The organism is Paraburkholderia sp. BL25I1N1 (assembly GCF_003002025.1).
Classification (GTDB): domain Bacteria; phylum Pseudomonadota; class Gammaproteobacteria; order Burkholderiales; family Burkholderiaceae; genus Paraburkholderia.
On record NZ_PVZB01000008.1, the window covers coordinates 150,086 to 176,775 of the forward strand.

Consider the following 26,690-nt stretch of genomic DNA (forward strand, 5'->3'; position numbering starts at 1 on the left):
CAACGCAAATCGGAAGGCCCCGTCAAAAACGGGGCCTTCTGCATTAACGCCCGTGCCTTTGCCGCCAGGAGCATCAACGCTCACCCCAGCTTCAACACCTCTTCCCGCATCCACCCGGCCAGCGCCTGCACATGTTCCAGCCCGACATGCCGCTGGGGAATATCGAGCCAGTAACCAAACGGCCCGCTCACCTCGACGTCGGAAAACTGCGCGAGACTGCCGTCCGCCAGTTCCTCGACGATCATGTTCCGGTCGACGATCGCCAGCCCCGCGCCCTTACTCGCCGCGCGAATCGCCTGTTCCAGCGTCGAGAACTCGATGCCATTGTCCGCGTAACGCGCGGGCATGCCCGCCTTGGCCAGCCAGTTCGGCCACAATTCGAGCCGGGCGTCGTTGTGCAGCACATGGAGCGCCGGCATGCGTTCGAGCAGCGCGTCGAGCGGTTGGCCGAGCAGGCGCGGCGCGCCCACGAGCACGTGGCGCTCCATCATCAGCAATTCGGAGTGCGCGTCCGGCAGCGCCTGGCGGCCGAAGCGAATCTGGCAGTGAAGGTCGCCGTTCGCCTCGGTACGAACGGACAGTTCGACGTCGGGTAATTCCACCGCGAGCGAACCCAGCCGCGGCGAAAACCATTGCGTGGCGAAAGTGGGCGGCAGAGCGAGCACGAGGCGCCGTCGCCCTTTGGCTGCCGTGATTTGACGAAAGCCGCGCTCGATCGTATCGAAGGCTTCGGACAGGCAGGGCAGCAATTGCAGGCCCGCTTGCGTCAGACGAATGCCCTTGTGGTCGCGCTCGAACAGTTTCGCGCCCAGCGATTCTTCGAGCAGCTTGATTTGCCGGCTCACGGCGCCTTGGGTCACGCACAGCGCAATGGCGGCGCGGTTAAAGCTCATGTGCCGGGCCGTCTCTTCGAAGAAGCGCAACGCGATCAGCGATGGCAAGCGCCGCATAAATCACCTTCTGTTACTTTTAATCGTGCGCGATCCGGCCGGCGAGAGGGTCGGGCTGCGAACTGTAGTTGTGCTGCACCATTAGCCGTGCGTTGTCCCCAAACGAATCACTTTTGGCGCGTCTCCGGCGCACGCGATTCGAACCGCCATCGGCCAGCAATTTTTCAAGGCAAACCGCCATTCTGGCGGCTGGAAGATTGTCGCATTGGCGCTCGTTGTTTGTTTGATCTCGATAACAAAAATCCCCGGTGCGCCTTGGACTGCCGGCCGCGATCGGCTGCCGGCCGGGCGCTGAAGGAGAAGCGCCGCGCGAACGCTCAACTTCGCCTATGCTGACGAAGACGCGTGCCTGGCCACGGAGCCGGCTCGCTTACCTGCCCCGGAGCGCCTGTGACCGTTCGCAATCTCGACGCCTTGTTTCGACCCAAATCCGTCGCCGTGATCGGCGCCTCGGAGCGGCCCGGTAGCACCGGCGCGATGGTGTGGACGCGCGTGCTGGACGGGGGCTTCGACGGCCCGCTCTGGCCGGTCAATCCGAAGTACGAACGGCTCGGCGGCCACGCCGTGATCCACGATCCGGGCGATCTGCCGGAAGCGCCAACGGTCGCGCTGATCTGCACGCCACCGGCGACATGGCCCGGCATCATCCATAAGCTCGGCGGATTGGGCACGCGCGCGGCGATTATCGTCGGCGAGGTGCGGTGCGATGAGGACCGGCTCGCGCTGCGGCACGCGCTTTCGGCGGCGCGGCCGAATCTGCTGCGGATTGTCGGGCCGGGTAGTCTCGGCGTGGTGTCGCCGGCGCTGCGCGCGCATCTGGGCGCGCCGTCGTGCACGGTGAAGGCGGGCGGCGTCGCGTGGGTGTCGCAGTCGAACGCGCTGACCAACGCCGTGCTCGGCTGGGCGCACGCGCGCGGCCTCGGCTTCTCGCACGCGGTGGCGCTCGGCGGCGAGGCGGACGTGGACGCAGGCGACGTGCTCGACTATCTGGCCAGCGACCCCGGCACGCGCGCCATCCTGCTCGAACTGGATAGCGTGCGGGCGGCGCGCAAGTTCATGTCCGCAGCCCGCGCGGCGGCGCGCAACAAGCCGGTGCTGGCGCTGCGCTCCGGCCACGCCGATCCCGCCGACGCGCTCTACACCGCCGCGTTCCGCCGCGCCGGCATGGTGCGCGTCGACGCGCTCGACGACCTGCTCGACGAGATCGAGACCCTCGGCGTGGGCCGCGTGGCGGCGGGCGCCACGGCCACGCTGATTACGAGCGACCGCGGCCTGGCCACGTTGGCTCGCGACGCCTTCGCCGCAGCCGGCGATACCCTTGCGCCGTGGCCCGATGAGGCATCGGAGGCGTTGAAGCAGACCTTGCCGTACGCGGTCGGCGGCAACCCGCTGCAACTCGGCGACGACGCGCGTCCTGAGCACTTCGGCACCGCGCTCAAGCTGCTCGCGGATCATCGCAGCACCGGCACGGCCTTCGTGGTCCACGCGTCGACGCACGGCGCGCCGGTCGGCGAAGTGGCGCAGGCCCTGATCGCGAATCATCGCTTGGCGTATCGCGGCTTGCTCGCGTGTTTCTTCGGCGGCGTGGATGCCGCCACGCGCGACGCGCTGCACGCGCAGGGCATCCCGGTTCATACGACGCCGCAACGCCTCGCGCGCGCCTTCGCGCGGCTGGTCGATTACCGCACGGGGCGCGAACTGCTGATGCAAACGCCGGAGGGTTTGCCGGCGCAAATTCCCGAATGCATTGACGCCGCTCAGGCTCAGGCGCGCGAGGCACTTGCAGCAGGTGAGCACCAACTAACCGGCGAAGGGGCGGCGCGGTTTCTGGGGCGGTTCGGATTGCAGGTGGAAACGGACTCGTCCACCAAACCCGTCGTCGACATCGCTGTCGAACTCTACGACGACGGCAACTTCGGCCCTGTCTTGCGCTTCACGACGCCATCGGCCGACGGCGTGTCCGAACCGTTGTGCGTCTACGGGTTGCCGCCGCTCAACCCAATGCTCGCGCGCGACATCGTTACGCGTTCGCCGTACGCGCGGCTGGTTGCGCCGGAACCGGCGCTGGCCGCGCTGACGTCGCTCTCGCAAGCCGTGTGCGACGTCAAGGAGCTTGTCGGTCTCTCGCTGACGCTCAGGGTGTACCGCGATCACGTGATGATCGTCGAGCCCACGCTGAACCTGGCGCCGACACGCAGCCGCCTCGCGATCGTGCCGTATCCGCGCCGTTTCGAAGAAACGCTGGATTGGCAAGGAGTGCGAGTGACGGTCCGGCCCATCCGTCCGGAAGACGAGGCCGCGCATCATGACTTCGTTGAAGCAATGACGCCCGAGGATTTGCGTTTGCGATTTTTCGGCGCCGTGGGCAGCTTCGACCATTCGCAGCTGGCGCGCATGACGCAGATCGACTACGACCGCGAAATGGCGCTGATCGCCACCGTGCAGAGCGACGAAGGTTTCACGCGGACGCTTGGTGTGGTGCGTGCTGTCGCCGATCCCGACAACGAAACCGCCGAATTCGCGGTGGCGGTGCGCTCGGATCAGAAAGGCCGGCGCCTTGGGCAATTGCTGATGGACCGGATCATCAAATATGCGCGAGCGCGCGGCATTCATTGGCTGGTTGGCGAGGCGCTGCGCGAGAATGCCCCGATGATCGGGCTCGCCAAGGCCAGCGGTTTTACGATCACGCGGACGGAGGATCCGGGTGTGGTGGGGTTCAGGATGGCGCTGGATGAGGTGGCAGAGGCAAGCGCTTAGGCGGCGTGCCCAAAGTGCTGAGTTGAACGATCACCGCATCCAATGCATTCGAGACGGTGATCAAAGTGACGAGAGCTGCTGAAGGCCTCGCGCCGCGAGAAGAACCGGAGAAACCTCAGGCCGCCAGCTTCGCCGCCGCCTCATCAACCTGCGACCGCGTCACCGCCAACTCCTCCAACCACGCATCGCCATAAACCGCCCCGGTCTCACGCTCCAAACGCGCAATCGTCGCCGCGCAGCGACTCGCATCCTTCGGCGTCGCGATAAACGATTTCACCGATTCACCCGCCTTGAACGCATCGAACAACGGCACTCGAATATCGTCCGGCAGCGCGCGCGTCGTCCACTGATACGGCTTACCGTTGAACGTGAATTGCGGCGGCAGCACGCGCTCTTTCTTCGCGGCCGGAATCAGGCCGTACGTGCGCGCGGCTTCGCCGATCTGCTCCGGCGAAAACAGCTCGTCCGGGCTGATGTCGAATTGCTGAATGAACGTCTCGATGCTTTGCATCGCCGCCGCGCGGTCGTCGCGGCGCTTTTGCGCATGAGCGACGATGTCGCGCAGTTCGTCGGCTTCTTCAGGCGTGATCGTGAAGCTCGACTGCTTCTGCTGGAGTTCGGAAAAACGCTGGAATTCGGAATCGGTCAGAAGTTTCGCCATTGCTTATCGATGAGCGCGCATGAGCGAACCCATGCGGCGTGATTTTTGAGAGGGTCGCCATTCTAAACCATGTGCGCGAGCGGCCGATTTTCGACCGACCGCCGCTCAGGTTCGACCAGCCGCATCACGCGCTAGGCGGCGTTCTCGTGAAACATCGACAGTGCCTGGACCGTCTCGCGCAACAGCACGGTGGCGGCTTCGAGCGTCGGGGCAACATACTCGTCGATGCGCCGCAAGTACGGACAGGTAAGCACCGCGATCGCCTGGCCGGATGGACCCTGGATCGGAAACGTGAGGTCCGTCACGCCGAACGTCTGCTGGCTGTCCTTCTGCGAAAAACCCGCTGCGCGAATCCGCTCGCAAGCCTGTTCGAGCGCGTCACGATCGATCGTGACCTCGCCCTTCACTTTGGTATGCTCGGCCAGCATCTGTTCGCGCTGCTCGATGCTTTGAAACGCGAGCATCACGCGCCCGGAACCGGTGTCGATCAGGCCGACGCGCGAACCGAGGCGCACCGACATGCCCCACGTACCCGGACCATCCACTTGCGCGATCACCAGCAGATTGCCGCGGTCGTACACCACGAGGTGACACGATTGTTCGGCAGCATCGGCAAAGCGCTGCATGAGCGGGAGCGCTTCGGAGATCAGACGGTTCATCGGCGGATGACGGTGCGCGAGCGCATACAGCTTGAGGCTGAGCGAATAGCGGTCTCCCCCCGCCGAGCGCACCACGTACTGACGCGCGACCAGCCGTTCGAGCATGCGATACATTTCGCTCGCGTTGCGTCCGAGCAGCTTGGTGATTTCGGCGCGCGTGAGTCCTTCCTTCTGCTCGGCGAGCAGTTCGAGGATGTCGAGGCCTTTGTCGAGCGCCGGAGCGCGGTAGCGGTCGGCGTCGTCTTTGTCGTCTGCGTCCATCGTGAGGGAGGTTCCTTGGGCTGTTCTCATTATGTGGCGCGTGAGTGTACGTGCGGGACGAATCTCGCGGAGATGGCGCACGTCCAGGGAAAATACGGACGATCCCTGCAGTCTATATTCCTTGACTTCGAAAAGTCCATATATGAATAATACGTTCATTGGTGAATGAACGTCGCCAAGACTCGACAAGACTCGAATAAAAAAAGCGCAGGACGAAGTGCCGGCCTCAGACCCGGTTCACGCAGTTCCCACAACGCATATCTGGAGACAACCATGTCGTTCGCGAAAGGGCCGCTCACGGCCCGCCGTTTGTTCCGCACTTCGTTCTCCGTCGCGGCAGCCGCTGCGTGCCTCGCCGGCCTTGCCGCGACGGGCGCCGCGCAAGCCGCCGACGCCGGCAAGATCGGCCTCGGTCTGCCGCTGCTGACCTCGCCGTTCTGGCAGTCGTACAACAACTATCTGCCCAAGTACGCGAAGGAGAGCGGTCTCGACATCCTCGCGCCGGTCAATTCGAACGGCGATCCGGTCCAGCAGATCACGGACATGAACAACCTGCTGAACCTCGGCGCGAAGGGCATCGTGGTCGGCCCGCTGGATTCGGCGGCGATCAGCCGCGCGCTCGACGCCGCCGCGGCGAAGAACGTGCCGGTGGTCGCCGTAGACGTCGCGCCGACGCAGGGCAAGGTCGCGATGGTCGTGCGCGCGGATAATCACGCGTACGGCGAGAAGGCGTGCAAGTACATTGGCGATCACGTGAAGTCGGGCAAGGTCGTGCAGATCATGGGCGACCTGGCGTCGGTCAACGGACGCGATCGGTCTGAAGCGTTCCGCTCTTGCATGAAGGGTTATCCCGGCGTGTCGGTATTGGAAATTCCCGCGGCCTGGAAGGGCGATGTCGCGGCTACCGCGCTCGACAGTCTGGTGACCGCGAATCCCGACGTGAAAGCCATCTACATGCAGGCAGGTGGCGTGTATCTGTCGCCGACGCTGCAAACCTTGCGTCGCAAGCAGATGCTGTTTCCCGCTGGTGACGCAAAACACGTCGTGATCGTCAGCAACGACGGCATTCCTCAAGAGTTCGACGCGATCCGCCGCGGCGATATCGACGCGACTGTGTCGCAGCCCGCGGACTCGTACGCGAAATACGGCCTGTTCTATATCAAGGCGGCGTTGGCGGGGCAGACCTTCAAGCCAGGTCCGACCGATCACGGCAGCAAGATCATCCAGCTCGCGCCGGGCATTCTGGAAGACCAATTGCCCGCACCGCTCGTGACGAAATCGAACGTCGACGACAAAGCCTTGTGGGGCAACACGGTCAAATGAGCGGTCCAATGAGCGAACTCACGTCCTCGGTGCCCGTCGTCGAAGCGCTCGAGGTCACCAAACGCTTTGGCTCGACGGCCGCGCTGAACGACGTGAGCATTCGCGTCATGCCCGGCGAGTCGCACGCGCTCGTCGGGCGCAACGGCGCGGGTAAATCGACGCTGGTGTCGATTCTCACCGGCCTGCGCAAGCCCGACACCGGCGAGGTGCGTTTCAGCGGCGCGGCCGCGCCATCGATCGCGGATCGCGACGCCTGGCGCGAGCGCGTGGCATGCGTCTATCAACATTCGACGATCATCCGCGATCTGAGCGTGGCGGAGAATCTGTTCATCAACCGGCAGCCGTTGCGCGGCGGCGTGATCGACTGGCAAGCCATGCGGCGCGACGCGCGCACGTTGCTCGATCACTGGAAGATCGACGTGCGCGAAGATGCCCGCGCCGGCGATCTGTCGGTGGAAGCGCGGCAACTGGTGGAGATTGCGCGCGCGCTGTCGTACGGCGCGCGCTTCATCATTCTCGACGAACCGACCGCGCAACTCGACGGCGACGAGATCAAGCGCCTGTTCCGGCGTATCAGCGAGTTGCAGCGCGAAGGCGTGACGTTTCTCTTCATCTCGCATCATCTTCAGGAAGTCTATGAAATTTGCCAGGCCGTGACGGTGCTGCGCGATGCGCGGCATATCGTCAGCGCGCCGGTGTCCGCGTTGCCGCGCGAGCAGCTGATCGAAGCGATGACCGGCGAACGCGGCGGTCTCGCCGTCGCCGACGCTGCAGCGCGCGCCGCGTTGCCCGCCGATACGGCGGTCGCGCTTGAAATTAAAGAACTGGCCGGCGCCGATTACGAAGGCGTGTCGTTTACGGTGAAGCGCGGCGAAGTCGTCGGCTTGACCGGCGCGACGAGCAGCGGCCGCACGAGCGTGGCCGAAGCGATTGCGGGCCTGCGCGCGCCCAAGCGCGGCACGATCAGCGTCGACGGCGCAATCTTGCCACCCGGCGATGTGCCCGCGGCGCTCGCGCATGGCGTAGGCTGTGTGCCGAAGGATCGGCATCACGAAGGGCTGGTGCTCACGCAATCGGTGGCGGAAAACGCATCGATGACGATCGCGCGTCTGCTCGGCAAATTCGGCATCGCGCCGCCCGCGAAAAAGAACGCCTTCGGCCAGAAGATGATCGAGGCGCTCGGCATCGTCGCGCAAGGTCCGGAGCATGTCGTCTCGGGTCTATCCGGCGGCAATCAGCAGAAGGTGGTGATGGCGCGCGCGCTCGCCACCAACCCCAATGTGCTCGTGCTGATCGATCCCACCGCGGGCGTCGACGTGAAATCGAAGGAAGCGTTGCTCTCCGTCGTGGATCGCGTGCGCGAAGAGGGCAAGGCCGTGCTGGTCGTGTCCGGCGAACTCGACGATCTGCGCACCTGTGACCGCGTGCTGGTCATGTTCCGTGGCCGTGTCGCTGCCGAATTTCCCGCGGGTTGGCAGGACCACGACCTGATCGCATCCGTCGAAGGAGTCAGTCTTCATGAAGAATAGTGTGCCCAGTCCCACTTTCGGCGCCGTGCAAGGTCAGGCTCAGCCGCAGATGGCCGCGCCGGCGTCGCGAGGCAAACGCGCGCGCTCCGAACTCGCCCGGCTGCGTGAACTGGCGTTGTTGCCCGCGCTCGCTTTGTTGATCGTGATCGGCGCGTTTGTCAGCCCGAGCTTTTTGACGAAAGCGAATCTCATCAGTGTGCTGGGCGCGTCGGCGGCGCTGGCGCTCGTCGTGCTCGCCGAATCGCTGATCGTGCTGACCGGCAAGTTCGACTTGTCGCTCGAATCGACGGTCGGTATCGCGCCCGCCGTGGGCGCGATGCTGGTGATGCCGGCGGCGTCCGCGGGCTTCGGCATGCAATGGCCGGCGGCGGCCGGCTTGCTCGCCATCGTGGCGGTGGGCGCGGTGATCGGCTTCATCAACGGCTTTCTCGTGGTGCGTTTGCGGCTCAACGCGTTCATCGTCACGCTGGCCATGCTGATCGTGTTGCGCGGCATGCTGGTCGGCGCGACCAAGGGCGGCACGCTGTTCGATATGCCGCCGTCGTTCTTCGCGCTCGCGACCACTATCGTGCTCGGCTTGCCTTTGTCCGTATGGCTCGCCGCGGTGGCATTCGCGATCGCGGCCTTCATGCTGCGCTACCACCGGCTGGGCCGTGCGTTGTACGCGATCGGCGGTAATCCGGAAGCGGCGCGCGCGGCTGGGATTCGCGTGGAGCGCATCACCTGGGGCGTATTCGTGCTCGGGAGCATACTTGCCTCGGTGGGCGGTCTGATCGTGACCGGCTATGTCGGCGCGATCAATGCAAACCAGGGCAACGGCATGATCTTCACGGTGTTCGCGGCGGCGGTGATCGGCGGCATTTCGCTCGACGGCGGCAAGGGCACCATGTTCGGCGCGCTCACCGGCGTGCTGCTGCTCGGCGTCGTGCAGAACCTGCTGACGTTAGCCCAGGTGCCGTCTTTCTGGATTCAGGCGATCTATGGCGCGATCATTCTGGGCTCGCTGATGGTGGCGCGCGTTGCGAGCGGCGAAGGGCAGAACTGATGCACATGCACCTTGGAGAACTCATTTGATCAGCCGCCCGTTGCCATTGCAAACCGATCCACGCCTGATCCTGCTCAGTCCAACCGACAACTGCCTGATCGCGGCGGCGCGCCTCGACGGCGGCACGCAGATCGAGATCGAGGGCGAGCGCGTGACGCTCGCCAAAACCATCGAACTTGGTCACAAGGTGGCGCGCCATGAACTCGCGAAGGACGACAAGGTGCTGCGCTACGGCGCGGTGATCGGTCATGTGACAGAAGCCGTGGCACGTGGTGCGCATCTGCATACGCACAACCTCGAAAGCGATTACCTGCCGACGTACACGCACGACGCGGGCCACGAATTCGTCCATCACTGATGTGCGCACAACGAAGTGGCCTTGCGCCGCGCTGGAACGATCATGACTGACACTTCCGTATCATCTCCACCTGTCGCCACGCAGCAGCCCGCGCTTGAGGGTTATCTGCGCCGCGATGGCCGCAAGGGCATCCGCAATGTGGTCGCGGTGGCGTATCTGGTCGAGTGCGCGCATCACGTCGCGCGCGAGATCGTTACGCAGTTTCGCGAACCGCTCGACGCCTTCGACGATCCTTCCGCTGAACGCGGACCGCCTGTGCACCTGATAGGCTTTCCGGGCTGCTATCCGAACGGCTATGCGGAAAAGATGCTCGAGCGGCTCGCCACGCATCCCAACGTAGGCGCGGTGCTATTCGTGTCGCTGGGTTGCGAGAGCATGAACAAGCACTATCTGGTGGACGTGGTGCGCGCGAGCGGCCGTCCCGTCGAAGTGCTGACGATCCAGGAAAAGGGCGGCACGCGCAGCACGATTCAATACGGCGTCGACTGGATTCGCGGCGCGCGCCAGCAACTCGCCGCGCAGCGGAAAGTGCCGATGGCACTGAGCGAACTGGTGATCGGCACAATCTGCGGCGGCTCGGACGGCACCAGCGGCATCACGGCGAATCCGGCGGTGGGCCGCGCGTTCGATCATCTGATCGACGCGGGCGCGACCTGCATCTTCGAGGAAACCGGCGAGCTGGTGGGCTGCGAATTCCATATGAAGACGCGCGCGGCGCGTCCGGCGCTCGGCGACGAAATCGTCGCTTGCGTCGCGAAGGCGGCGCGCTATTACTCGATTCTTGGCCACGGCAGTTTCGCGGTCGGCAACGCGGACGGCGGCCTCACCACGCAGGAAGAGAAATCGCTGGGCGCGTATGCGAAAAGCGGGGCGTCGCCGATTGTCGGCATCATCAAGCCGGGCGATATTCCGCCAACGGGCGGACTGTATCTGCTCGACGTGGTGCCGGACGGCGAGCCGCGCTTCGGTTTCCCCAACATCAGCGATAACGCGGAGATCGGTGAGCTGATCGCCTGCGGTGCGCATGTGATTTTGTTCACCACGGGGCGCGGTTCGGTGGTCGGCTCGGCGATCTCGCCGGTGATCAAGGTCTGCGCGAATCCCGCGACGTATCGCAACCTCTCCGGCGACATGGATGTCGATGCAGGCCGCATTCTCGAAGGCCGTGGCACGCTCGACGAAGTAGGCCGCGAAGTGTTCGAGCAGACAGTGGCGGTCTCGTGCGGTGCGGCTTCGAAGTCGGAGACGCTTGGTCATCAGGAATTCATTCTGACGTACAAGACGTTCGAGCCGGTCGGACCGGCTTGCTTGCCGTCGAGCGCCGCAGCGCAGCATCGCGTGGTCGCGATCGAGCCGCACTGAGCGTCGCCGAGCCGCGCAGAGCGGCTCATTCGCGGTCATGGCTAGCGGCAGGCCGCACGCGCCGTGGGCAAACCTCGCCCATGCATGGTAAAACACGACAAACTGGAGACGCGTTCAATGACCGCAACGATCGGATCGAAGATCGGGCAACGGCGCCGCATCGGCCGCGGGCCGCTGCAGGTGACCGGTTTGGGACTCGGCACGGCGCCGCTCGGCGGCCTGTACCGCGATCTGTCCGACGAAGAAGCTCACGCCACCATCGCTGCGGCGTGGAACGCCGGCGTGCGCTATTTCGACACCGCGCCGCATTACGGCAACACGAAGGCCGAGCATCGTCTGGGTGACGTGTTGCGGCGCTATCCGCGCGGCGAATATCTGCTGTCCACCAAAGTCGGCCGCCGTTTCGTGCCGCGCACCACGCCTTTCGACGACAAGGAAGGCTGGCAAAACCCGCTCCCATTCGAAGCAATCTACGACTACACCCACGACGGCATTCTGCGTTCGTTCGAAGATAGCCAGCAGCGCCTCGGCATTGTCGATATCGACATTCTGCTGGTGCACGATATCGGCCGTGTCACGCACGGCGACAACCATCCCCATTACTGGCGGCAACTGACAGAAGGCGGCGGTTTTCGCGCGCTGGACACGTTGCGCTCTTCTGGCGCGATCAAGGCCGTCGGACTCGGCGTCAACGAAGGCGCGGTGATACTCGATGCGATGGCCGAGTTCGATATCGATTGCGCGTTGCTCGCGGGCCGTTATACGCTCCTCGAACAGACCACGCTCGACGATCTGTTGCCCGCTTGTGAAAAACGCGGCGTCAGCATCCTGTTAGGCGGCGCATTCAACTCGGGCATTCTGGCGCGCGGTGTCGAAGGTGATCTGAAGTTCAATTACGGCGAGGCGCCGCCCGAAGTGATCGAGCGCGTCGCGCGGCTGGAGGCGGTGTGCCGTGCGCACGGCGTGCCGCTGGCAGCCGCCGCCTTACAGTTTCCGTATGCGCATCCGGCGGTCGCCACTGTGTTGACCGGCGCGCGCAGTGCCGATGAATTGCGCGAGAACGCCGCGTCGTTCGAGAAGCCGATCCCCGCGGCTTTATGGTCCGCGTTGCGTGATGAAGGCTTGCTCGACAGCCGCGCGCCCGCGCCGGAGGATTGAGTTGACGATGCATATCGATGCCCACCAGCATTACTGGGATCCCGCTCGTGGCGATTACGAGTGGCTCACGCCGGAACTGAAAATCCTGTACCGGACATTTGGCCCGGAGGATCTCAAGCCATTGCGCGAACGCGCGGGCATCGAACGGACGGTGGTGGTGCAGGCGGCGCCGACCATCGACGAGACGCGTTATTTGCTGGACCTGGCGCGCCATGAGCCGTCGATTGCCGGCGTGGTCGGCTGGGTGCCGTTGTTGCTGCCCACCGCGCCGCAGGTGATCGAAGCGCTGGCGCATGAGCCGAAGTTCAAGGGCGTGCGGCCGATGCTGCAGGATCTGCCGGACGATACGTGGATCGCCAACCCCGATCTCGCGCCGGCCATCGAAGCGCTGATCGCGCACGACCTCGCGTTCGACGCGCTCATTTACGCGCGCCACGTCGAGCCGTTCGAAACCTTCGCCAAGCGGTTTCCGGCGCTGCGCATCGTCGTCGATCATGGGGCGAAGCCGCCGATCCGCTACGGACGCGCGGGCTACCAGAGCTGGGCCGACGCAATCACGCGGCTCGCGCAACTGCCGCACGTGCATTGCAAGCTGTCGGGCCTGGTCACCGAAGCATCGCCGGGCTGGACCGAGGAAACGCTGCACCCGTATGCCGAGCATCTGCTGAAGTCATTCGGTCCGGCGCGTTTGATGTGGGGCAGCGACTGGCCAGTGCTCGATCTGAACGGCGACTATCTGCTCTGGCATTCGGTGGCGAACACCTTGCTCACGTCGTTGAGCGACGGCGAGCGCGAAGCGGTTTTCGGCGGCAATGCCGCCGCGTTTTATCGATTGTGATTTCTGGAAGAGACAAGCAACAGCCCATTCAACTGGAGTCGTAGATGACACAAAGACTGGCCGGCAAGACGGCCTTGATCACGGCGGCAGGACAAGGCATCGGACTCGCCACCGCCGAACTCTTCGCACGCGAAGGCGCGCGTGTGATCGCCACGGATATCCGCATCGACGGACTCGCGGGCAAGCCGGTCGAGGCGCGCGAGCTCGACGTGCGCGACGACGCGGCGATCAAGGCGCTGGCCGCCGAAGTCGGCGCGATCGACGTGCTGTTCAACTGCGCGGGCTTCGTGCATGCGGGCAATATTCTCGAATGCAGCGAAGAGGATTGGGACTTTGCCTTCGATTTGAACGCGAAGGCCATGTACCGCATGATCCGCGCGTTCCTGCCGGCCATGCTGGAGCACGGCGGCGGCTCGATCATCAATATGTCGTCGGCGGCGTCGAGCGTGAAGGGCGTACCTAACCGCTTCGCGTATAGCGCTTCCAAGGCTGCGGTGATCGGGCTGACCAAGTCTGTTGCTGCGGACTTCATCACGCGTGGTGTACGCTGTAACGCGATCTGCCCGGGCACGGTGGCTTCGCCGTCGCTCGAACAGCGGATCGTCGCGCAGGCTCAGGCGCAAGGCGCGACGCTGGACGCCGTGCAGGCGGCCTTTGTCGCGCGTCAGCCGATGGGCCGCATCGGCAAGCCGGAAGAGATCGCCGCGTTGGCGCTGTATCTCGGGTCCGACGAGTCGTCGTTTACTACGGGCCACGCGCATGTGATCGACGGCGGCTGGTCGAACTGACGCACGGCGACCCAAGCCGAACCACGAACCGAACACCACTGAAAGGAAGTGCCAGGATGAAACTGCTTCGTTATGGGCCGAAAGGTCAGGAAAAGCCGGGCTTGCTCGACGCGCAAGGCAAGATTCGTGATCTGTCGAAAGTGGTCGCCGATATCGACGGCGCCGCGCTGACCGACGAAGGTCTCGCCAAACTGCGCGCGCTGGATCCGGCTTCGCTGCCGCTGGTCGAAGGCAATCCGCGCATGGGTCCGTGCGTCGGCAAGATCGGCAAGTTCATCTGCATCGGCTTGAATTACGCGGATCACGCGGCCGAATCGAATCTGCCGGTGCCCGCCGAACCGGTCATCTTCAACAAGTGGACCAGCGCGATCAGCGGCCCGAACGACGACGTTGAAATTCCGCGCGGCTCGAAGAAAACCGATTGGGAAGTCGAACTGGGCGTGGTGATCGGCAAGCCGGCGAAATATATCGACGAAGCCAACGCGCTGGATTACGTTGCCGGATACTGCGTGATCAACGACGTGTCGGAACGCGAATGGCAGATCGAAAAGGGCGGCACGTGGGACAAGGGTAAGGGCTTCGACACGTTCGGCCCGATCGGTCCGTGGGTCGTCACGCGTGACGAAGTCGCCGATCCGCAGAACCTGAGCCTGTGGCTCGAAGTGGATGGCCACCGCTATCAGAACGGCAGCACGAAGACGATGGTGTTCGGCGTCGCGAAACTGGTGTCGTACGTGTCGCAGTGCATGAGCCTGCAACCGGGCGACGTGATTTCAACCGGCACGCCGCCGGGTGTCGGCATGGGCGTGAAGCCGAATCCGGTGTTTCTCAAGCCGGGTCAGACGATTCGCCTGGGTATCGAAGGGCTGGGCGAGCAAACGCAGAAGACGTACGCGGCGGAGTGATTCGCGCCTGCGGGCTTCGCGGGGCATGAAGAACAGCGGTTCCTGCACCAATAAGCAGGAGGCGCTTTTTTGTGTGCGCCGCTGCCGCTTACGCGCGTCTCTCTCTATTCGCAGTCGCGCGTGCGGCGCGGCCTAACCATCGCCGCACTCGTTTTCGGCAGGCTGCTCAATCGGCGTGTTTGGCCAGCAGTCTTGCGCGCGGCGCCGCCAAATGATCGCGACGCGTGTATTTCACACGACTGCTCAATCGCCGTGTTCGGCGAGCAGTCTTGCGAGCAGCGCCACCAACTGATCGACGTGTGTATCCTCAGTGCGCCACGACGACACGCTGATGCGAAACGCCGGCCGGCCTTGCCAGACAGTCTGACCGAACCACGTTTCGCCCGATGCCTGCGCCGCTTCGCGAATCGCGACCGTTTGCGCGTCGGTCTTCGCACGTACCAGCACCTGATTCAGCACCACGCGGTTCAGCACCACGAATCCGGCACCACGCAGACCTTCGGCGATCCGCGCAGCCTGCGCGCAATGCCGGTCCACCATCTCCTGCACGCCGCTGCGTCCGAGCGAACGCAGCGCCGCCCAGATCGGAATGCCACGCGCACGGCGCGAGAACTCCAGGTTCACGTTCTTCTGCGCGTCGTGCGCGCCGGTCAGGTAGACCGCGTCGCTGTTCATCGCCGATGAAAGTGCCTGCGCGTCGCGGCAGATCGCCATGGCGCCGTCGTAGGGCGTGTTGAGCCACTTGTGGCCGTCGGTGGTCCAACTGTCGGCGCCGTCGATGCCATCGGTCAGCGCCCGTTTCGACGATGCCCGCGCCCACAGACCGAACGCGCCATCCACATGAACCCACGCGCCGGCGGCTTTGGCGCGCGGAATCACTGCCGCGAACGGATCGAACTCTCCGGTGTTCACTTCGCCCGCTTGCACGCAGAAGATCGTCATGTCGTCGAGCGGCGGTAGCTGCGCGGGATCGATGCGACCGTGCTCATCGACTGGCGCGCTGATCACGCGCTTCATGCCGAAGCCGAGCACGCGCAACGCCTTCTTGACGGTGATGTGCGCCATTTCGGAGATCACGACGCGCACCGGCGGCGCGCCGTCCAGGCCATCGTTGTCGAAATCCCAGCCCTTGCGCGCGAGCAGCGCGCGCCGTGCGGCCGCGATGCAAACGAGCGTGCATGCCGTGGCGCTGGTGCCGAAGCCGACCGCCGCTTCGCGCGGCAGATCCAGCGCGTCGAGCACCCAGCGCGCCGCGATTTTCTCCAACGTGGCCGCGACGGGCGAGTTGTCGAAAGTCGACGCGCATTGGTCCCACGCGCCCATCAGACGCTCGGCCGCCGCCGCGGCCGGCAGCACCGCGCCGATCACGAAGCCGTAATAGCGCGGATCGTTCGACGCGACCGTGCCGGGCGAACCGCTTTCGTCGAGCAGACGCAGCACGTCGGCGGGCGCGTGGCCATGTTGCGGGAAGGCTTCGTCGAAGGCGGCGAGTTGCGCGAGCGCGGCTGCGTCCGGAAAGACCCGGCGCTTGCCGATATCGGCGAGGTAAGCGTGCGCGCGCCGGTCGGCGTCGGCAATCAGAGCAAGTTCGTTCATAGGGGTCCCTCAAGTATCGATAACGTGATGGCGCGGCAGCCTCAAGAAGGCCACGCGCCTAGAGATTGGCGAGATCGCGGCCGAGCTTCTGCAATTCGGCGTCGATGCGCTTGTAGTACGTGAACTTGCCGATCCGCTGCGCACGCACGAGTCCCGCATCGGCGAGGATGCGCATGTGACGCGTGGTGGTGGCAGGCGCAATACCGAGCTTGTCGGTGATAAACGTGCAGCACACGCCGACCGTTTCGATATCGGCGTGGTCCTGATACGGGAAATGCCGCGTCGGCTCTTTCAGCCAGCGCATGACGGCGAGGCGGCTTGCATTGGCGAGCGCGTTGATGCGGGTAAGTTCGTCTGTCATGAAGCGGTGCGTGTGGAACGGAGCCATCAATCGATAACGTTTCGCATATTAGCTAAATGACAACGCATGGACAAGCGCCCCGAAGGCGGCGCTAAAGATGGTTCATCCAGGTGCCGTGACGTCAGCCCGCGTGTTCGTGCTCGCCGTTTTCGCTGATCCGGTTGACCGTGCCTTGTGCGACGGCAATCAGCTTTTCGCGGTTGCCTTCCATCACATACACGTTGCATTGGCAGGTCGCCTGATGCTGGCCCGCGTAGACGACCTTCGCGCGAGCGATCAGCGTGCCGTTGATGGCCGGCCGCAGGTAATTGATCTTGTATTCCCCGGTCACGACCTTCGGCCCGAGCAGCAGCGCGCCCGCGAAGGTCAGCGCGTTGTCGGCGAGATAGCTGATGACGCCGCCATGCACGAAGCCGTGCTGCTGCCGCAGTTCGTCGCGGATCGGCAGGCTCAGCGTGAGTTCGCTGGTGCTTGTCTGCATCAACTCGGCGCCTAACAGCATGCTGAACGGCTGGGCATGCAGTGCGCCGCGCGCCCGGTCGAGGAGGTCGGTCATTGTGATTCCTTCGGGCGTGGCCCGCGGTGGCAATCTGCACTGGCCTGCGTCGTGCAGTCCCTACCCACTCTAGGAAGCGCGCATGCACCGCGTCAAGGTGAATCGGCAATTCGTGCGGCGCATTGTTGCGCGAATTGATTGCAATGCTGACGTTGGCCGATGAAAAGGGGGCGTAAGGCGATCTTTGATGGAATTGGCCTCAAGCGCGGCGCGCTTATGCCGTTAACCCTGACGTAGCTCCCGTCATTCTTTGTCTTCAGGTATTCACGATGTTCAGCAAGATCAAGGTCGCATCCGGCCTGTTGTGTGTTCTGGCCGCGTTTTGCGTTTTCCAGCTTGTCACGATAGGTTTGGGATTCTGGTCGCTCACGCGTACGCATGACGACGTGGGCGATCTGTCGAACATCGCCCTGAAGCAGGTGGACGCGGTCAACGAAACGACCCAGCATTTGATGGACGCGCGCATCAACCTCTCGCGCGCCGGGACGCGCATGGTGCGCGGCGGCTCCGAGCCGGCCGATATCGTGCAGCACGCCCGTGAACAGTTGACGGCCGCCGACCAGTCGTTCGCGGCCTTCATGAGCGCGCCGAAGACCGGCGACGAAAACGGCGCCCGCGCCGCCGCGCTCGCCGAGCGCTACAAAAAGCTGCACGACGCGCTCGCGGAACTGGTGCAGTTTCTCGACTCGAACAACATCCAGGCCTTTCTCGATCAGCCGACGCAGTCGTTCCAGGACGCGTACCTCGGCGAGTTGCATAACTTCGTGCAGTTCGGCAACACGGCAAGCCGCGCATCGCTCGATTCGATCGACACGCGCATGGCGACCTTCCGTGCCGTCAGCATCGTGATCCTGCTGGCGCTGGTAGCCGGCACGTTCGCCGTGTACGCGGCGCTGCGGCGCGGCGTGGTGGCGCCGCTGGAAGAAGCGGGCCGTCACTTCGACCGGATCGCGCACGGCCGTCTCGACCAACCGATCGCCGCACGCGGCACCAATGAAATCGGCCGGCTGTTCTCGGGCCTTGCAAAAATGCAGGCGAGCGTGGCGCGCACGGTGCAGACCGTGCGCGAATCCGCCGACTCGATCCACCTCGGCGCCGACGAAATCGCGACTGGCAACGCCGATCTGTCGGCGCGCACCGAAAACCAGGCGGCGTCGCTTGAAGAAACCGCGTCGAGCATGGAGGAACTGACGGCTACCGTGCGCCAGAACGCCGAGCATGCCCGTGAGGCCAACGCGCTCGCCGAGACCGCGCTGGAGGCGACCTCGCGCGGCAGCGAAGTGGTCAACGAGGTGGTCGACAAGATGCGCGGCATTGCGCAGAGCTCGGACAAGATCGCCGAGATCATTTCGGTGATCGACGGCATCGCCTTCCAGACCAACATCCTCGCGCTGAATGCGGCCGTCGAAGCGGCGCGCGCGGGCGAGCAGGGGCGCGGCTTCGCGGTGGTGGCGGGCGAAGTGCGCGGCCTCGCGCAGCGCAGCGCGCAATCGGCGAAGGAAATCAAAACGCTGATCAGCGAATCGGTCGCCGAAATTCAGGGCGGTTCGACGCTGGTCGAGCACGCCGGCGCGGCGATGAGCAACGTGTCCGCCTCGATTTCGCGCGTCACGCAGATGATGGCGGAGATCAGCGCGTCGTCGCTCGAGCAGAGCACCGGCATCGAGCAGGTGAACCAGGCGGTCGTGCAAATGGATGAGATGACGCAGCAGAACGCGGCGCTCGTCGAAGAGGCTGCAGCGGCGGCGGCTTCGCTGCATCAGCAGACTCAGCAATTGAAACAGGCTGTTTCCGTCTTCGAAATTTCTGAAACTGTGTTGCGGATGCAACAAATCGACGAAGTGCAAGGGCAATCGGCTGATTTTTGGTTAGCCGGTATGCGCGCAATCTAGACCGCGAAAAGGCGCAAAAAGAAATCGTCAGACAAAGAAAATGGCCCGCCGAAGCGGGCCATTTTGCATTAGACGCAAGCGCCTAAGGGTGCCTCAACGTACCTGACGGTACTTAGGCCGGCTGGATGTTCGCAGCTTGCTTGCCCTTCGGGCCTTGCTTAACTTCAAACGTCACCTTTTGGTTTTCCTGCAGGGACTTGAAGCCGCTGCCTTGAACTTCCGAAAAGTGCGCGAACAGGTCTTCGCCGCCGTCGTCCGGCGTGATGAAGCCAAAGCCCTTTGCATCGTTAAACCACTTCACAGTACCTGTTGCCATTTTTAATCCAGTAAATGTTGTGTGTTGCATTCGCGACCGCTATTTCTCAACACGAGATCGAGCGCGAAGTAGGAGTTGTATCACGTCTTAATGACGGACGCCAACCAACCAGTATTCGGGTATTCCCCCGCCCCGGTCTTTTTGAGGCCTGGAAAGCAGTTGGAAGGCTGTTCCCGCAGGTAGGGTAAACTGCTCGTATTACTCTTCCAGGAAAAACATTGACACATTATTTGCAAGAAGAACTTACCTCGTTCTGGAGTCGTTTGACCCCCTATCTGGCGATATTGGAGTCTAAATCACCTCAGGAAGGCACCCTGGACCCGGTCGGCCGTATCACGGTCGACACTGAAGACCGCCAGGCTTTCGCCCTCCACGTCACCGATCAGAAGCCGCACGGCGACACCTCGGACACCCCCACCGGGCACAGCGCAACTTATATGCGTTTTAAATCTGCCGACAGCGACTGGAGCCCTTGGCAGCGCGAAGAGTACTGATCGACCGGGCGGTCGGCTTTTGTGCCCGCGTCCCATCGCGAGATCGCGGCCGGCGTTCAGCCGGCTTCGATCGGTCCGTTCGACGCTTAGTTTTTGCGCCCACTGCGGCGCGTGCGCCCGTAGAAATCATTCGGCTTGCTGCGAACCCAGCGCACGAAGGTGCGTACCGCCTCGTCGCTGAGGAGCGCCTCGACCGTCGAATAGCGCTGCGCCAGTTCGGCTTCCGTGAACAGCGCGTGGAGCTGGCGGTGGCAAATGCGGTGTAGGGCGGCGACTTCCTTGCCACCTTTTGTTTTCGGCACCCAGTGATGCAAGTCGCGCTGGCTCGCCGGGATCGGCCGCCCGCAGAGCGGGCAGATTTCGTCCACAGGCGGTGGTCGATACCAAGGTTCAGCAAGTTTCCTGGCCATGGCCTCACCAATGGCTAGCAGAGTCTCTGGCGCTCGACCGTTGTGTGGCCTGGCCGGCGGCGTTCACGCCGGCAGCGCCTCATAGGCGGTGGCGAGGTGATAGGGCGTGGTCGACGGCATGTCGGCGCGGGCCACTTCACCTGCCGGCGTTTTGCATTCGAACCAGCCCTGCGGACGCAGGAACCGTTGCTGGAACAGTTCGATTTGCCGGGGCAGCGCGGCGCGCGCCGCCGGTTCGCCATGGCTCGCCAGCGCGCGTAAATATTCGGTTTGGGCCCAGATCCGCTGGGTCGCGTCTTTGATCCGGCCGGTTTCGTCGAGCGAGGCGTACACGCCGCCGGTTTCCCGATCCACGCCATGTTGTTGCGCGAAGCTGAACGCGCGCGGCATGGTTTCGGCGAGACCCGAGCCTTCGAACACGGCGCCCGCCTGTTTCACCAGCCAGAACCATTCGAACTGGTGCCCCGGTTCCAGACGGTTGTCGTCCGCGCCGATCGGCAATTCGGCGATGCAGCCCGTCGGCGCATGCACGAAGCGCTGCGCGACCGCGCCGGCGAGGCGCCGCAGCGCGGCGTCGAAAGCGTTGTCGTGCGTGGCTTCGCGAGCCGCTAGCCAAGCTTCGGTCAGGTGCATCAAGGGGTTCTGGATCGGCGTGCCCGTCACGCTGGAGAAATCCGCGTTCAGCGCGGCGTTGAACAGATCGTCCGCGGCGGCGAAGTTCGACTGGATCAGCGCGGACGTGCGATGCACGATTTCCAGCGCGTCGCGATTGCCGGAGCGCCGCGCATACTCCGCGCAGGCAAACACCACGAACGCGTGCGTGTACAGGTCCTTGGTGGTGTCGAGCGGTGCGCCTTGCGCATCCACGCTGTAGAACCATCCACCGTCGCGCGTGTCCTGAAAGGTATGCGTCAACGCTTCGAACAGTACCTGCGCATGGGCTGGGTCGCCTGCTTGCGAGAACACGAACAACTGCCGCGCGCAGGCCATGGCCCGATAGCGCTCGGTGGGCAGCGGCTGATGACCTTCGGCGCTGACGGCTTCGTAGGGCAGCTTCAGTGCGGTATTGAAACCCGGGCCGCGCCAGATCGGCAGCACCACGCCTGTGAAGTGATCGCGCAGATTGGCGGCGATTGCGAGGGTGGAAGCGGCGGGTGGGTTCATGCTCTGCATAGTCAAAATGGGGCGAACAGGGTATTTCGAAGCGAAGCGACGGCGGCCATATTTGTTGCTTCCGTGGCCTGAGTTTCAGCGCGGCGCGGGTGCCGGCGAACCTGCCAACGAGCTTGGATGCTACCTGTTTTGCAACCCGGCAGCCGCAAAATCAGGATGGCGACCAGTCGTGCGACCCGCCCGCGCGACCCGCCTTGCGACGTGCGGCTTAGCATAAAGCAAACGGCTCGCACTGGCACTGCGTCACCGGTGCGGAGACTACTTCAGATAATTACCGCTGAGGAGGGAGAACAATGCTCGGGAATCTGGAACTCATCGCCCGTCTGATGGTGGCCGCCGCGTGCTTGCGGCAACTGCATGGCGTCAAGCAGTTCCGGCAGGACGACGCGGCTTCCTGAAATCTGAAAATCCTCGCCGAATGGCTTCGGCGGGCGCGGGCGGCCATGCGACAATGCGCTCTCGAAAAATTCCAACGGCATTGACGAGCGGTGCTCGGCGCCCGCTTTCCGGCGACGACCGCTTTTTTCTCTATGGCAGATTCCGTAGCATCCACGCAGTCCCGGCCTCAGCGCGTCGCTTCGAAGAAGCGCCGCCAGGCCACCGTCCCGACCGAAACTGAAAACAAGCTGGCGCGCGCCGCGCGCTCGGCACAACGCCTCGCGCAATTGAGCGACGCCTCCCGCGACGACAGCACGCTCGACCTGTTCCCCGATGATCCCACCCGCGCCACGCTGGAAGCGATGAATATCGATATCCGGCAAGGCACGCTGCATGGTTTCGAATTACCTGATGTGGTGTTGGCAGCGGTCGGTGCGATCGATGGCGGCGACAACGCGTTGGTGGACGCGCGGGCCGCGCGCCGTGCGCCACGCGCTGCCAAGCCCGACGACCAACCGGTGCCGGTCAACGCGCTGTTGAGCGGGCTCGAAATCGAGCCTTTAGTGGTGGCGGCTTCTCCCGTCGGCGAACTGGCTTTGGGCGATGCGAAGCCGGCAGCGGACACGGCCGCGTCTGCAGAGGACAACTCGACGACACCGGCGCGCGATGCATCGGCGCCGCTTACCCCGGCGATGGCGGCAGCGACCGTGGCGCGCAGCGTGACCGCGCTGCGCCACGCGGCCGAGCCGGATGCGATGGCTGGTGTGACGGCGGTGTCGACCACTGGCGGTATCAAGTCGACGCAACGGTTCGCGGCGACTTTTGGAAAGGCGGCTTCGGCTTCTGGTGCGGCATCGGTTTCGCAAGAACAGGCCGCGGTTGCGACCAACGTGACAGGCGCAACGGACGAACCTGGGTCGGCACAACCGGACGCTGCTGCTGAAGGGTCCAAGCCGGGCGCGGTGCCGAACCCGCATAGGGCGCCGACGGAAGCTGCAATCGCTGCGCCGAACAGCACGGCGTCGGAGACGTCGATGAATTCCTCAACGTCCGCACAGGCTAACGCGGCGTTCGCCACGCCTTGGCGGGAAGCACGGCGTGCCGAAGCGGCCGCCGCTGCGCTGCGCGCCGCGCCGGAACTCGATCGCGCGCGGGCAACCGCATTTGCCGATACCGTCGACGCACTTTATGGCGTGATCGCCGATCAGCGTCACGCCGCGACCGATCATTCGCGGCGCATGAAATGGATGCTGTCGATCGTGGTCGGTGCGTTGCTGGTGACGGTCGCGATCGGCATCACGCAAACCGTGCTGCTGATGCGCCTCACGCGTGAAACGAGCGCCCAGCAGCAGCGCATCGAGCAGATGATGCAGAACCAGCAGGCAGCCATGGCCAGTTTGCTCGACACGCACCTGGCGATGGCGACCGCTGCCGCCACCAATGCCGCTTCCGATGTGGCTGCGGCAACGCTCACGGCGCCCCAGCAAGCCGCCGCCACGCCGACACATGCGAGGCGCGCAACGCGGGCGCAGCATGGACACAAGCAGAAAGCGGTTAGCCCGCACTGACACTCCGTAAGCGCCGCGCCGGCGACAAGCCGGTTGCGGTGGTCCACCTTCCTATCCTTGGGCGCTGTCCGTGCCCGGAACCCGGTTTTCAGCAACGGTCGCCGCGTGAAGTCGCAAGACAATTTGGCGCGGACGCTGCGAGGGCTGATCGTGTCCGTAGAAGGCGCGCACGCTGACAAGTCCGGCCAGTCAGCGCCTAGGCGCCATTGACGCGGCCGTAATCACCCCACGCAAGGCCGCGGCGAGTCGAACGTTGGTGCCCAGTAAAAGAGCCGGCGTCGAATCCGCCGCAGCACTCAGCCCCTTTCGACCCTGGAAATCAAAAACAGGGACGTTGTCATGATGCAACGCAACATGTGAAAAATACGCTGCGACAACGCACCACACCGAAAAATTGCTGCATTGCACTAGCTTTTGCCTAGGGAAAACCCTATACTTCTTCTTAAGGGAAAACCCTAGCAAATGCAGTAACTAACCGGGAGTCGCCATGAGCTTCATTTTTGCATTGTTCCAAAAGGTCAGCGACCTCTTTGCGTCGCCCCATCTGCCGCTGGATTCGGACTACTCGTACGAAGCGCGTAGCCGCGAAGCACAGCGCGTCCGTAAAGCACAAGGTACGTTGTTCGGCGTCAAGCTGAGCGACTAAAAGCAAAGCGGTACCGGCCCTAGCGCGGAGTAACCGCGTACGGGCGCGCACTTCGGGTGCGCATTGCATCACTGTTGAAGCCACAGTTCGCGAAACGCGTACCGTGGCTTTTTGTTTTTAAGACTCGCTTTCGTCCTTCAAGGCTTCTCCCGAATATTTCCCGGCCGAAATGAATGTAACGGCGCCTGAAAAGATGGCCGCCGGGTCCGCGTGGCCCAGGCATAGCGCATGGCTTTGTACGCAGGGCGGGACGGGCAAAATGCGCGTTGGCCATCGGTCCCTTTCTATGAAATGAGCGCTTACAAGTGCTCACGCCTTCATGCGGTTGGCGCCGCTAAAGTTGGTCTCAAGCGTACGGCGTCTGGTGCGAACCTGAAAATGCAGATTCAGGTCGATCTCGAGCACGGACGCTGGCTTGATACAAAACTTTGATGGGAGGTCACTATGAAAACCTTGAACAAGACATCGCGTTCAATCATCGCAACCTTGCTGGCAGGCGGCGCATTGCTCGCGGCCGGCAGTGCATTCGCTCAGGAACGCGTGGTTGTCGAAAACGGCCCGGGTCCGGCGGTCTACGGTCAGCCGCACATGATGCCGGTGGGCGTGTCGATCAATATCGGCTGGCACGGCGATCGTTATTACGACGGCCATCGCTATTGGGCGCACGACGACTGGATGCGTCACCACCCGCACGAGTACGATCCGCATCACCGCGACGACCATCGTCCGCCCCCGCGCTACTAATTCGCGCGTGACGGCGCCGCACGATGCGGCGTCGGCCTGAAGTGCACAAAGCCGGTCTTTCCTCGCGGAAGACCGGCTTTGTCACGTTCGGACTTACGAATCGGCTTGCTGCGCTATGCTTGAACGCTTTATCGACGGCAGCAGGAGAGCGGCTTGGACAACGCAGTGATCGGCGTAGTGGGTACGGGGTTGATGGGCGTCGGCATTGCGACGCAAAGCGCGTTGCATGGCCACAGGACGGTCGTTCACGACGTCGATCCGACACGGCTCGCGAGCGTCGCGCCGAAGGCGGAGGCGGTGCTCGACGAGTTGATCGACGCCGGCCGCATCGACCCGGCGGCCAAACAGGCGGCGCTGGCGCGCATCGAAACGCATGCCGAACTCGACGTGATGGCATCGGCGCAATTCGTGATCGAAGCGATTCCCGAAGTCCTCGAACTGAAGCATCGCCTGTATGCGGCGCTGACCCAGTTGCTGGCCGGCGACGCGATTCTCGCGAGCAACACCAGCGGTTTTCATCCCGATCAACTCGCCGCTCCGTTGCAGGCGAAAGACCGCTTTGTGATCGCGCACTTCTGGAATCCGCCGCACATGATTCCGCTTGTCGAAGTCGTGCCGGGCACGGCGACCGCGCCCGAAGTGACGCAGCAGACGGCTGCGTTGATGAGTGCGATCGGCATGGAGCCCGTTGTGCTGGCGAAGGCGATTCCGGGTTTCGTCGGCAACCGGTTGCAGTTCGCGGTGCTGCGCGAGGCGTTGAATATCGTGCGCTCGGGCGCGGCGACGCCGGACGTGATCGATCGCGTGATGAAGGCGTCGCTGGGTCGCCGCTGGGGAATCGTCGGACCGCTCGAAGGCGCGGACATGGGCGGCCTCGACACCTTCCTCGACATCGCTTCCCATCTGATGCCGGAACTGGCCAAGGACGAAGACGTGCTCGACCTGTTGCGTGAGCACGTCAAAGCAGGCCGTGTCGGCGTGCGCAGCGGCGCAGGTTTCCATGACTGGGACGATGCGCATCTGGAGCAGGTGAAGCAAGGGCGCAAGCGTGTGATTAGTCGAGGTTGATTGACGCGAAAGGGCGAGGCTTAAAAACGCGGCGTGAAGAGAGGCCTCGCACTCAAGGCCCGCCCAGCAGCCTGCGCCGCTCTGCGGTATAACTGCCGTCTCGCCCCATCCGCAAGGCCCCATTCTCCATGCCCCACTACTTCTACGATCCCGCCACCGGCCATGGCCTCCCGCACGATCCGTTCAAAGCCATCGTCGCGCCGCGTCTGATCGGCTGGATTTCTTCGCGCGACACCGCGGGCACCTTGAACCTCGCGCCCTATAGTTTCTTCGGCGCGTTCGCCAGCTTTCCGGCGATCATCGGTTTCTCCAGCGAAGGCCATAAAGACAGCGTCGCCAACATCGAAGCCACCGGCGAATTCGTCTGGAATCTGGCCACCAAACCGCTCGCCGAGCAGATGAACCGCTCGTCGGCGCCCGTTGCGCCCCACGTCGACGAATTCGAACTCGCGGGCCTCACGCCCGCGCCGGGCCGCAACGTGGCCGTGCCGCACGTCGCGGAATCGCCGGCTGCGCTCGAATGCAAACTGCTGCAAGTGGTGCGGCTGCATACGCTCGACGGTAAGCCGATGGACAACTATCTGTCGCTCGGGCAAGTGGTCGGCGTGCATATCAACGAGGCGTATCTGAAAGACGGCTTGTTCGACACCCACGCCGCGCAGCCGATCATGCGTGCCGGCTACCGCGCCGACTACGCGGAAATCGGCGACATGTTCCAGATGTTCCGCCCGACGGCATAGACAGCGCAGCGCTCAAAACCACGTCGCGCCACGCCAGATGGCGCGACATTCATGGGCATCGCCTCCGAAAACGCGCAAAAGCAAAATGCAGCGCCCGCACACTGGCGCGCTTGATGCTTGCAACCGACGCTCCAACGCGTCGTTTTCAACTGCC

At 63.9% G+C, this 26,690-nt stretch carries 26 protein-coding genes; 17 read left to right on the forward strand and 9 right to left on the reverse strand.

Going from position 1 to position 26,690, the window contains the following annotated elements:
• Positions 1–80 precede the first annotated feature (80 nt).
• A complete protein-coding gene (locus B0G73_RS14050) occupies positions 81–950 on the reverse strand; it encodes a LysR substrate-binding domain-containing protein (protein ID WP_106281657.1) in 870 nt (289 codons plus the stop codon).
• 390 nt (positions 951–1,340) lie between these two features.
• Here B0G73_RS14050 and B0G73_RS14055 point away from each other — a divergent pair, with 390 nt between their 5' ends.
• A complete protein-coding gene (locus B0G73_RS14055) occupies positions 1,341–3,707 on the forward strand; it encodes a GNAT family N-acetyltransferase (RefSeq protein WP_106281659.1) in 2,367 nt (788 codons plus the stop codon).
• Positions 3,708–3,822: 115 nt separating this feature from the next.
• Here the strand turns inward: B0G73_RS14055 and B0G73_RS14060 are convergent, their stop codons facing one another.
• Together B0G73_RS14060 and B0G73_RS14065 are read right to left on the reverse strand one after the other, a co-directional pair.
• Positions 3,823–4,368 (reverse strand): hypothetical protein, encoded by a 546-nt coding sequence (locus B0G73_RS14060; protein WP_106281660.1) that lies wholly within the window; start codon positions 4,366–4,368, stop codon positions 3,823–3,825.
• 131 nt (positions 4,369–4,499) lie between these two features.
• The gene (locus tag B0G73_RS14065; protein ID WP_106281662.1) at positions 4,500–5,288 is read right to left on the reverse strand and encodes an IclR family transcriptional regulator; all 789 of its coding nucleotides are present in this window, start codon (positions 5,286–5,288) and stop codon (positions 4,500–4,502) included.
• 273 nt (positions 5,289–5,561) lie between these two features.
• Between B0G73_RS14065 and B0G73_RS14070 the strand changes: the two genes are divergently transcribed.
• From B0G73_RS14070 to B0G73_RS14110, 9 genes are all read left to right on the forward strand, one after another.
• Positions 5,562–6,611 carry a sugar ABC transporter substrate-binding protein gene (locus B0G73_RS14070; protein WP_106281664.1) on the forward strand — a complete coding sequence of 350 codons (1,050 nt, stop codon included), beginning with the start codon at positions 5,562–5,564 and terminating at the stop codon, positions 6,609–6,611.
• A gap of 8 nt (positions 6,612–6,619) precedes the next feature.
• On the forward strand, positions 6,620–8,140 hold the full coding sequence (locus B0G73_RS14075; protein WP_106281666.1) for a sugar ABC transporter ATP-binding protein: 1,521 nt from the start codon (positions 6,620–6,622) through the stop codon (positions 8,138–8,140).
• Positions 8,141–8,189: 49 nt separating this feature from the next.
• Positions 8,190–9,185, forward strand: a complete 996-nt coding sequence (locus B0G73_RS14080) for an ABC transporter permease (protein WP_241975011.1) — start codon at positions 8,190–8,192, stop codon at positions 9,183–9,185.
• Positions 9,186–9,210: 25 nt separating this feature from the next.
• On the forward strand, positions 9,211–9,543 hold the full coding sequence (locus B0G73_RS14085) for a UxaA family hydrolase (RefSeq protein WP_181196545.1): 333 nt from the start codon (positions 9,211–9,213) through the stop codon (positions 9,541–9,543).
• A gap of 42 nt (positions 9,544–9,585) precedes the next feature.
• Positions 9,586–10,905 (forward strand): UxaA family hydrolase, encoded by a 1,320-nt coding sequence (locus tag B0G73_RS14090; protein ID WP_106281670.1) that lies wholly within the window; start codon positions 9,586–9,588, stop codon positions 10,903–10,905.
• A 117-nt stretch (positions 10,906–11,022) separates the two neighbouring features.
• Positions 11,023–12,063 carry an aldo/keto reductase gene (locus B0G73_RS14095; protein WP_106281672.1) on the forward strand — a complete coding sequence of 347 codons (1,041 nt, stop codon included), beginning with the start codon at positions 11,023–11,025 and terminating at the stop codon, positions 12,061–12,063.
• A 7-nt stretch (positions 12,064–12,070) separates the two neighbouring features.
• Positions 12,071–12,901 carry an amidohydrolase gene (locus B0G73_RS14100; RefSeq protein WP_106281674.1) on the forward strand — a complete coding sequence of 277 codons (831 nt, stop codon included), beginning with the start codon at positions 12,071–12,073 and terminating at the stop codon, positions 12,899–12,901.
• Positions 12,902–12,945: 44 nt separating this feature from the next.
• Positions 12,946–13,689 carry an SDR family oxidoreductase gene (locus B0G73_RS14105; protein ID WP_106281675.1) on the forward strand — a complete coding sequence of 248 codons (744 nt, stop codon included), beginning with the start codon at positions 12,946–12,948 and terminating at the stop codon, positions 13,687–13,689.
• A gap of 56 nt (positions 13,690–13,745) precedes the next feature.
• On the forward strand, positions 13,746–14,594 hold the full coding sequence (locus B0G73_RS14110; RefSeq protein ID WP_012428702.1) for an ureidoglycolate lyase: 849 nt from the start codon (positions 13,746–13,748) through the stop codon (positions 14,592–14,594).
• A gap of 243 nt (positions 14,595–14,837) precedes the next feature.
• Here the strand turns inward: B0G73_RS14110 and B0G73_RS14115 are convergent, their stop codons facing one another.
• The 3 genes from B0G73_RS14115 to B0G73_RS14125 all read right to left on the reverse strand — a co-directional run bounded on the left by B0G73_RS14115 (position 14,838) and on the right by B0G73_RS14125 (position 17,107).
• Positions 14,838–16,190 carry a pyridoxal-dependent decarboxylase gene (locus tag B0G73_RS14115; RefSeq protein ID WP_106281677.1) on the reverse strand — a complete coding sequence of 451 codons (1,353 nt, stop codon included), beginning with the start codon at positions 16,188–16,190 and terminating at the stop codon, positions 14,838–14,840.
• 58 nt (positions 16,191–16,248) lie between these two features.
• On the reverse strand, positions 16,249–16,551 hold the full coding sequence (locus B0G73_RS14120) for a helix-turn-helix transcriptional regulator (RefSeq protein WP_106281679.1): 303 nt from the start codon (positions 16,549–16,551) through the stop codon (positions 16,249–16,251).
• 121 nt (positions 16,552–16,672) lie between these two features.
• A complete protein-coding gene (locus B0G73_RS14125) occupies positions 16,673–17,107 on the reverse strand; it encodes a PaaI family thioesterase (RefSeq protein WP_012428699.1) in 435 nt (144 codons plus the stop codon).
• Positions 17,108–17,376: 269 nt separating this feature from the next.
• On the opposite strand from B0G73_RS14125, the gene B0G73_RS14130 reads away from it, so the two are divergent.
• Positions 17,377–18,999: a methyl-accepting chemotaxis protein gene (locus B0G73_RS14130; protein WP_106281680.1), complete on the forward strand. Its 1,623-nt coding sequence runs from the start codon at positions 17,377–17,379 to the stop codon at positions 18,997–18,999.
• 112 nt (positions 19,000–19,111) lie between these two features.
• Here B0G73_RS14130 and B0G73_RS14135 read toward each other — a convergent pair whose 3' ends face one another.
• On the reverse strand, positions 19,112–19,315 hold the full coding sequence (locus B0G73_RS14135) for a cold-shock protein (RefSeq protein ID WP_007178724.1): 204 nt from the start codon (positions 19,313–19,315) through the stop codon (positions 19,112–19,114).
• A gap of 218 nt (positions 19,316–19,533) precedes the next feature.
• Between B0G73_RS14135 and B0G73_RS14140 the strand changes: the two genes are divergently transcribed.
• Positions 19,534–19,809: a hypothetical protein gene (locus B0G73_RS14140; RefSeq protein ID WP_106281682.1), complete on the forward strand. Its 276-nt coding sequence runs from the start codon at positions 19,534–19,536 to the stop codon at positions 19,807–19,809.
• Between the two features lie 86 nt (positions 19,810–19,895).
• On the opposite strand, the gene B0G73_RS14145 is transcribed toward B0G73_RS14140, so the two are convergent.
• Together B0G73_RS14145 and B0G73_RS14150 are read right to left on the reverse strand one after the other, a co-directional pair.
• Positions 19,896–20,219, reverse strand: coding sequence for an HNH endonuclease (locus B0G73_RS14145; protein WP_106281684.1), 324 nt, complete (start codon positions 20,217–20,219; stop codon positions 19,896–19,898).
• Positions 20,220–20,282: 63 nt separating this feature from the next.
• Complete coding sequence (locus B0G73_RS14150) at positions 20,283–21,392, reverse strand: AGE family epimerase/isomerase (RefSeq protein ID WP_106281686.1); 1,110 nt, start codon at positions 21,390–21,392, stop codon at positions 20,283–20,285.
• Positions 21,393–21,922: 530 nt separating this feature from the next.
• On the opposite strand from B0G73_RS14150, the gene B0G73_RS14155 reads away from it, so the two are divergent.
• The 5 genes from B0G73_RS14155 (at position 21,923) to B0G73_RS14170 (ending at position 26,536) form a co-directional block, all read left to right on the forward strand.
• A complete protein-coding gene (locus tag B0G73_RS14155) occupies positions 21,923–23,338 on the forward strand; it encodes a hypothetical protein (RefSeq protein WP_106281884.1) in 1,416 nt (471 codons plus the stop codon).
• Between the two features lie 487 nt (positions 23,339–23,825).
• Entirely contained in the window at positions 23,826–23,984 is a 159-nt protein-coding gene (locus B0G73_RS40475; RefSeq protein WP_166678917.1) for a hypothetical protein, read from the forward strand.
• Between the two features lie 444 nt (positions 23,985–24,428).
• Entirely contained in the window at positions 24,429–24,728 is a 300-nt protein-coding gene (locus B0G73_RS14160) for a hypothetical protein (RefSeq protein WP_106281688.1), read from the forward strand.
• Positions 24,729–24,881: 153 nt separating this feature from the next.
• The gene (locus B0G73_RS14165) at positions 24,882–25,796 is read left to right on the forward strand and encodes a 3-hydroxyacyl-CoA dehydrogenase family protein (protein ID WP_106281690.1); all 915 of its coding nucleotides are present in this window, start codon (positions 24,882–24,884) and stop codon (positions 25,794–25,796) included.
• Between the two features lie 128 nt (positions 25,797–25,924).
• Entirely contained in the window at positions 25,925–26,536 is a 612-nt protein-coding gene (locus tag B0G73_RS14170; RefSeq protein WP_106281692.1) for a flavin reductase family protein, read from the forward strand.
• Positions 26,537–26,690 lie beyond the last annotated feature (154 nt).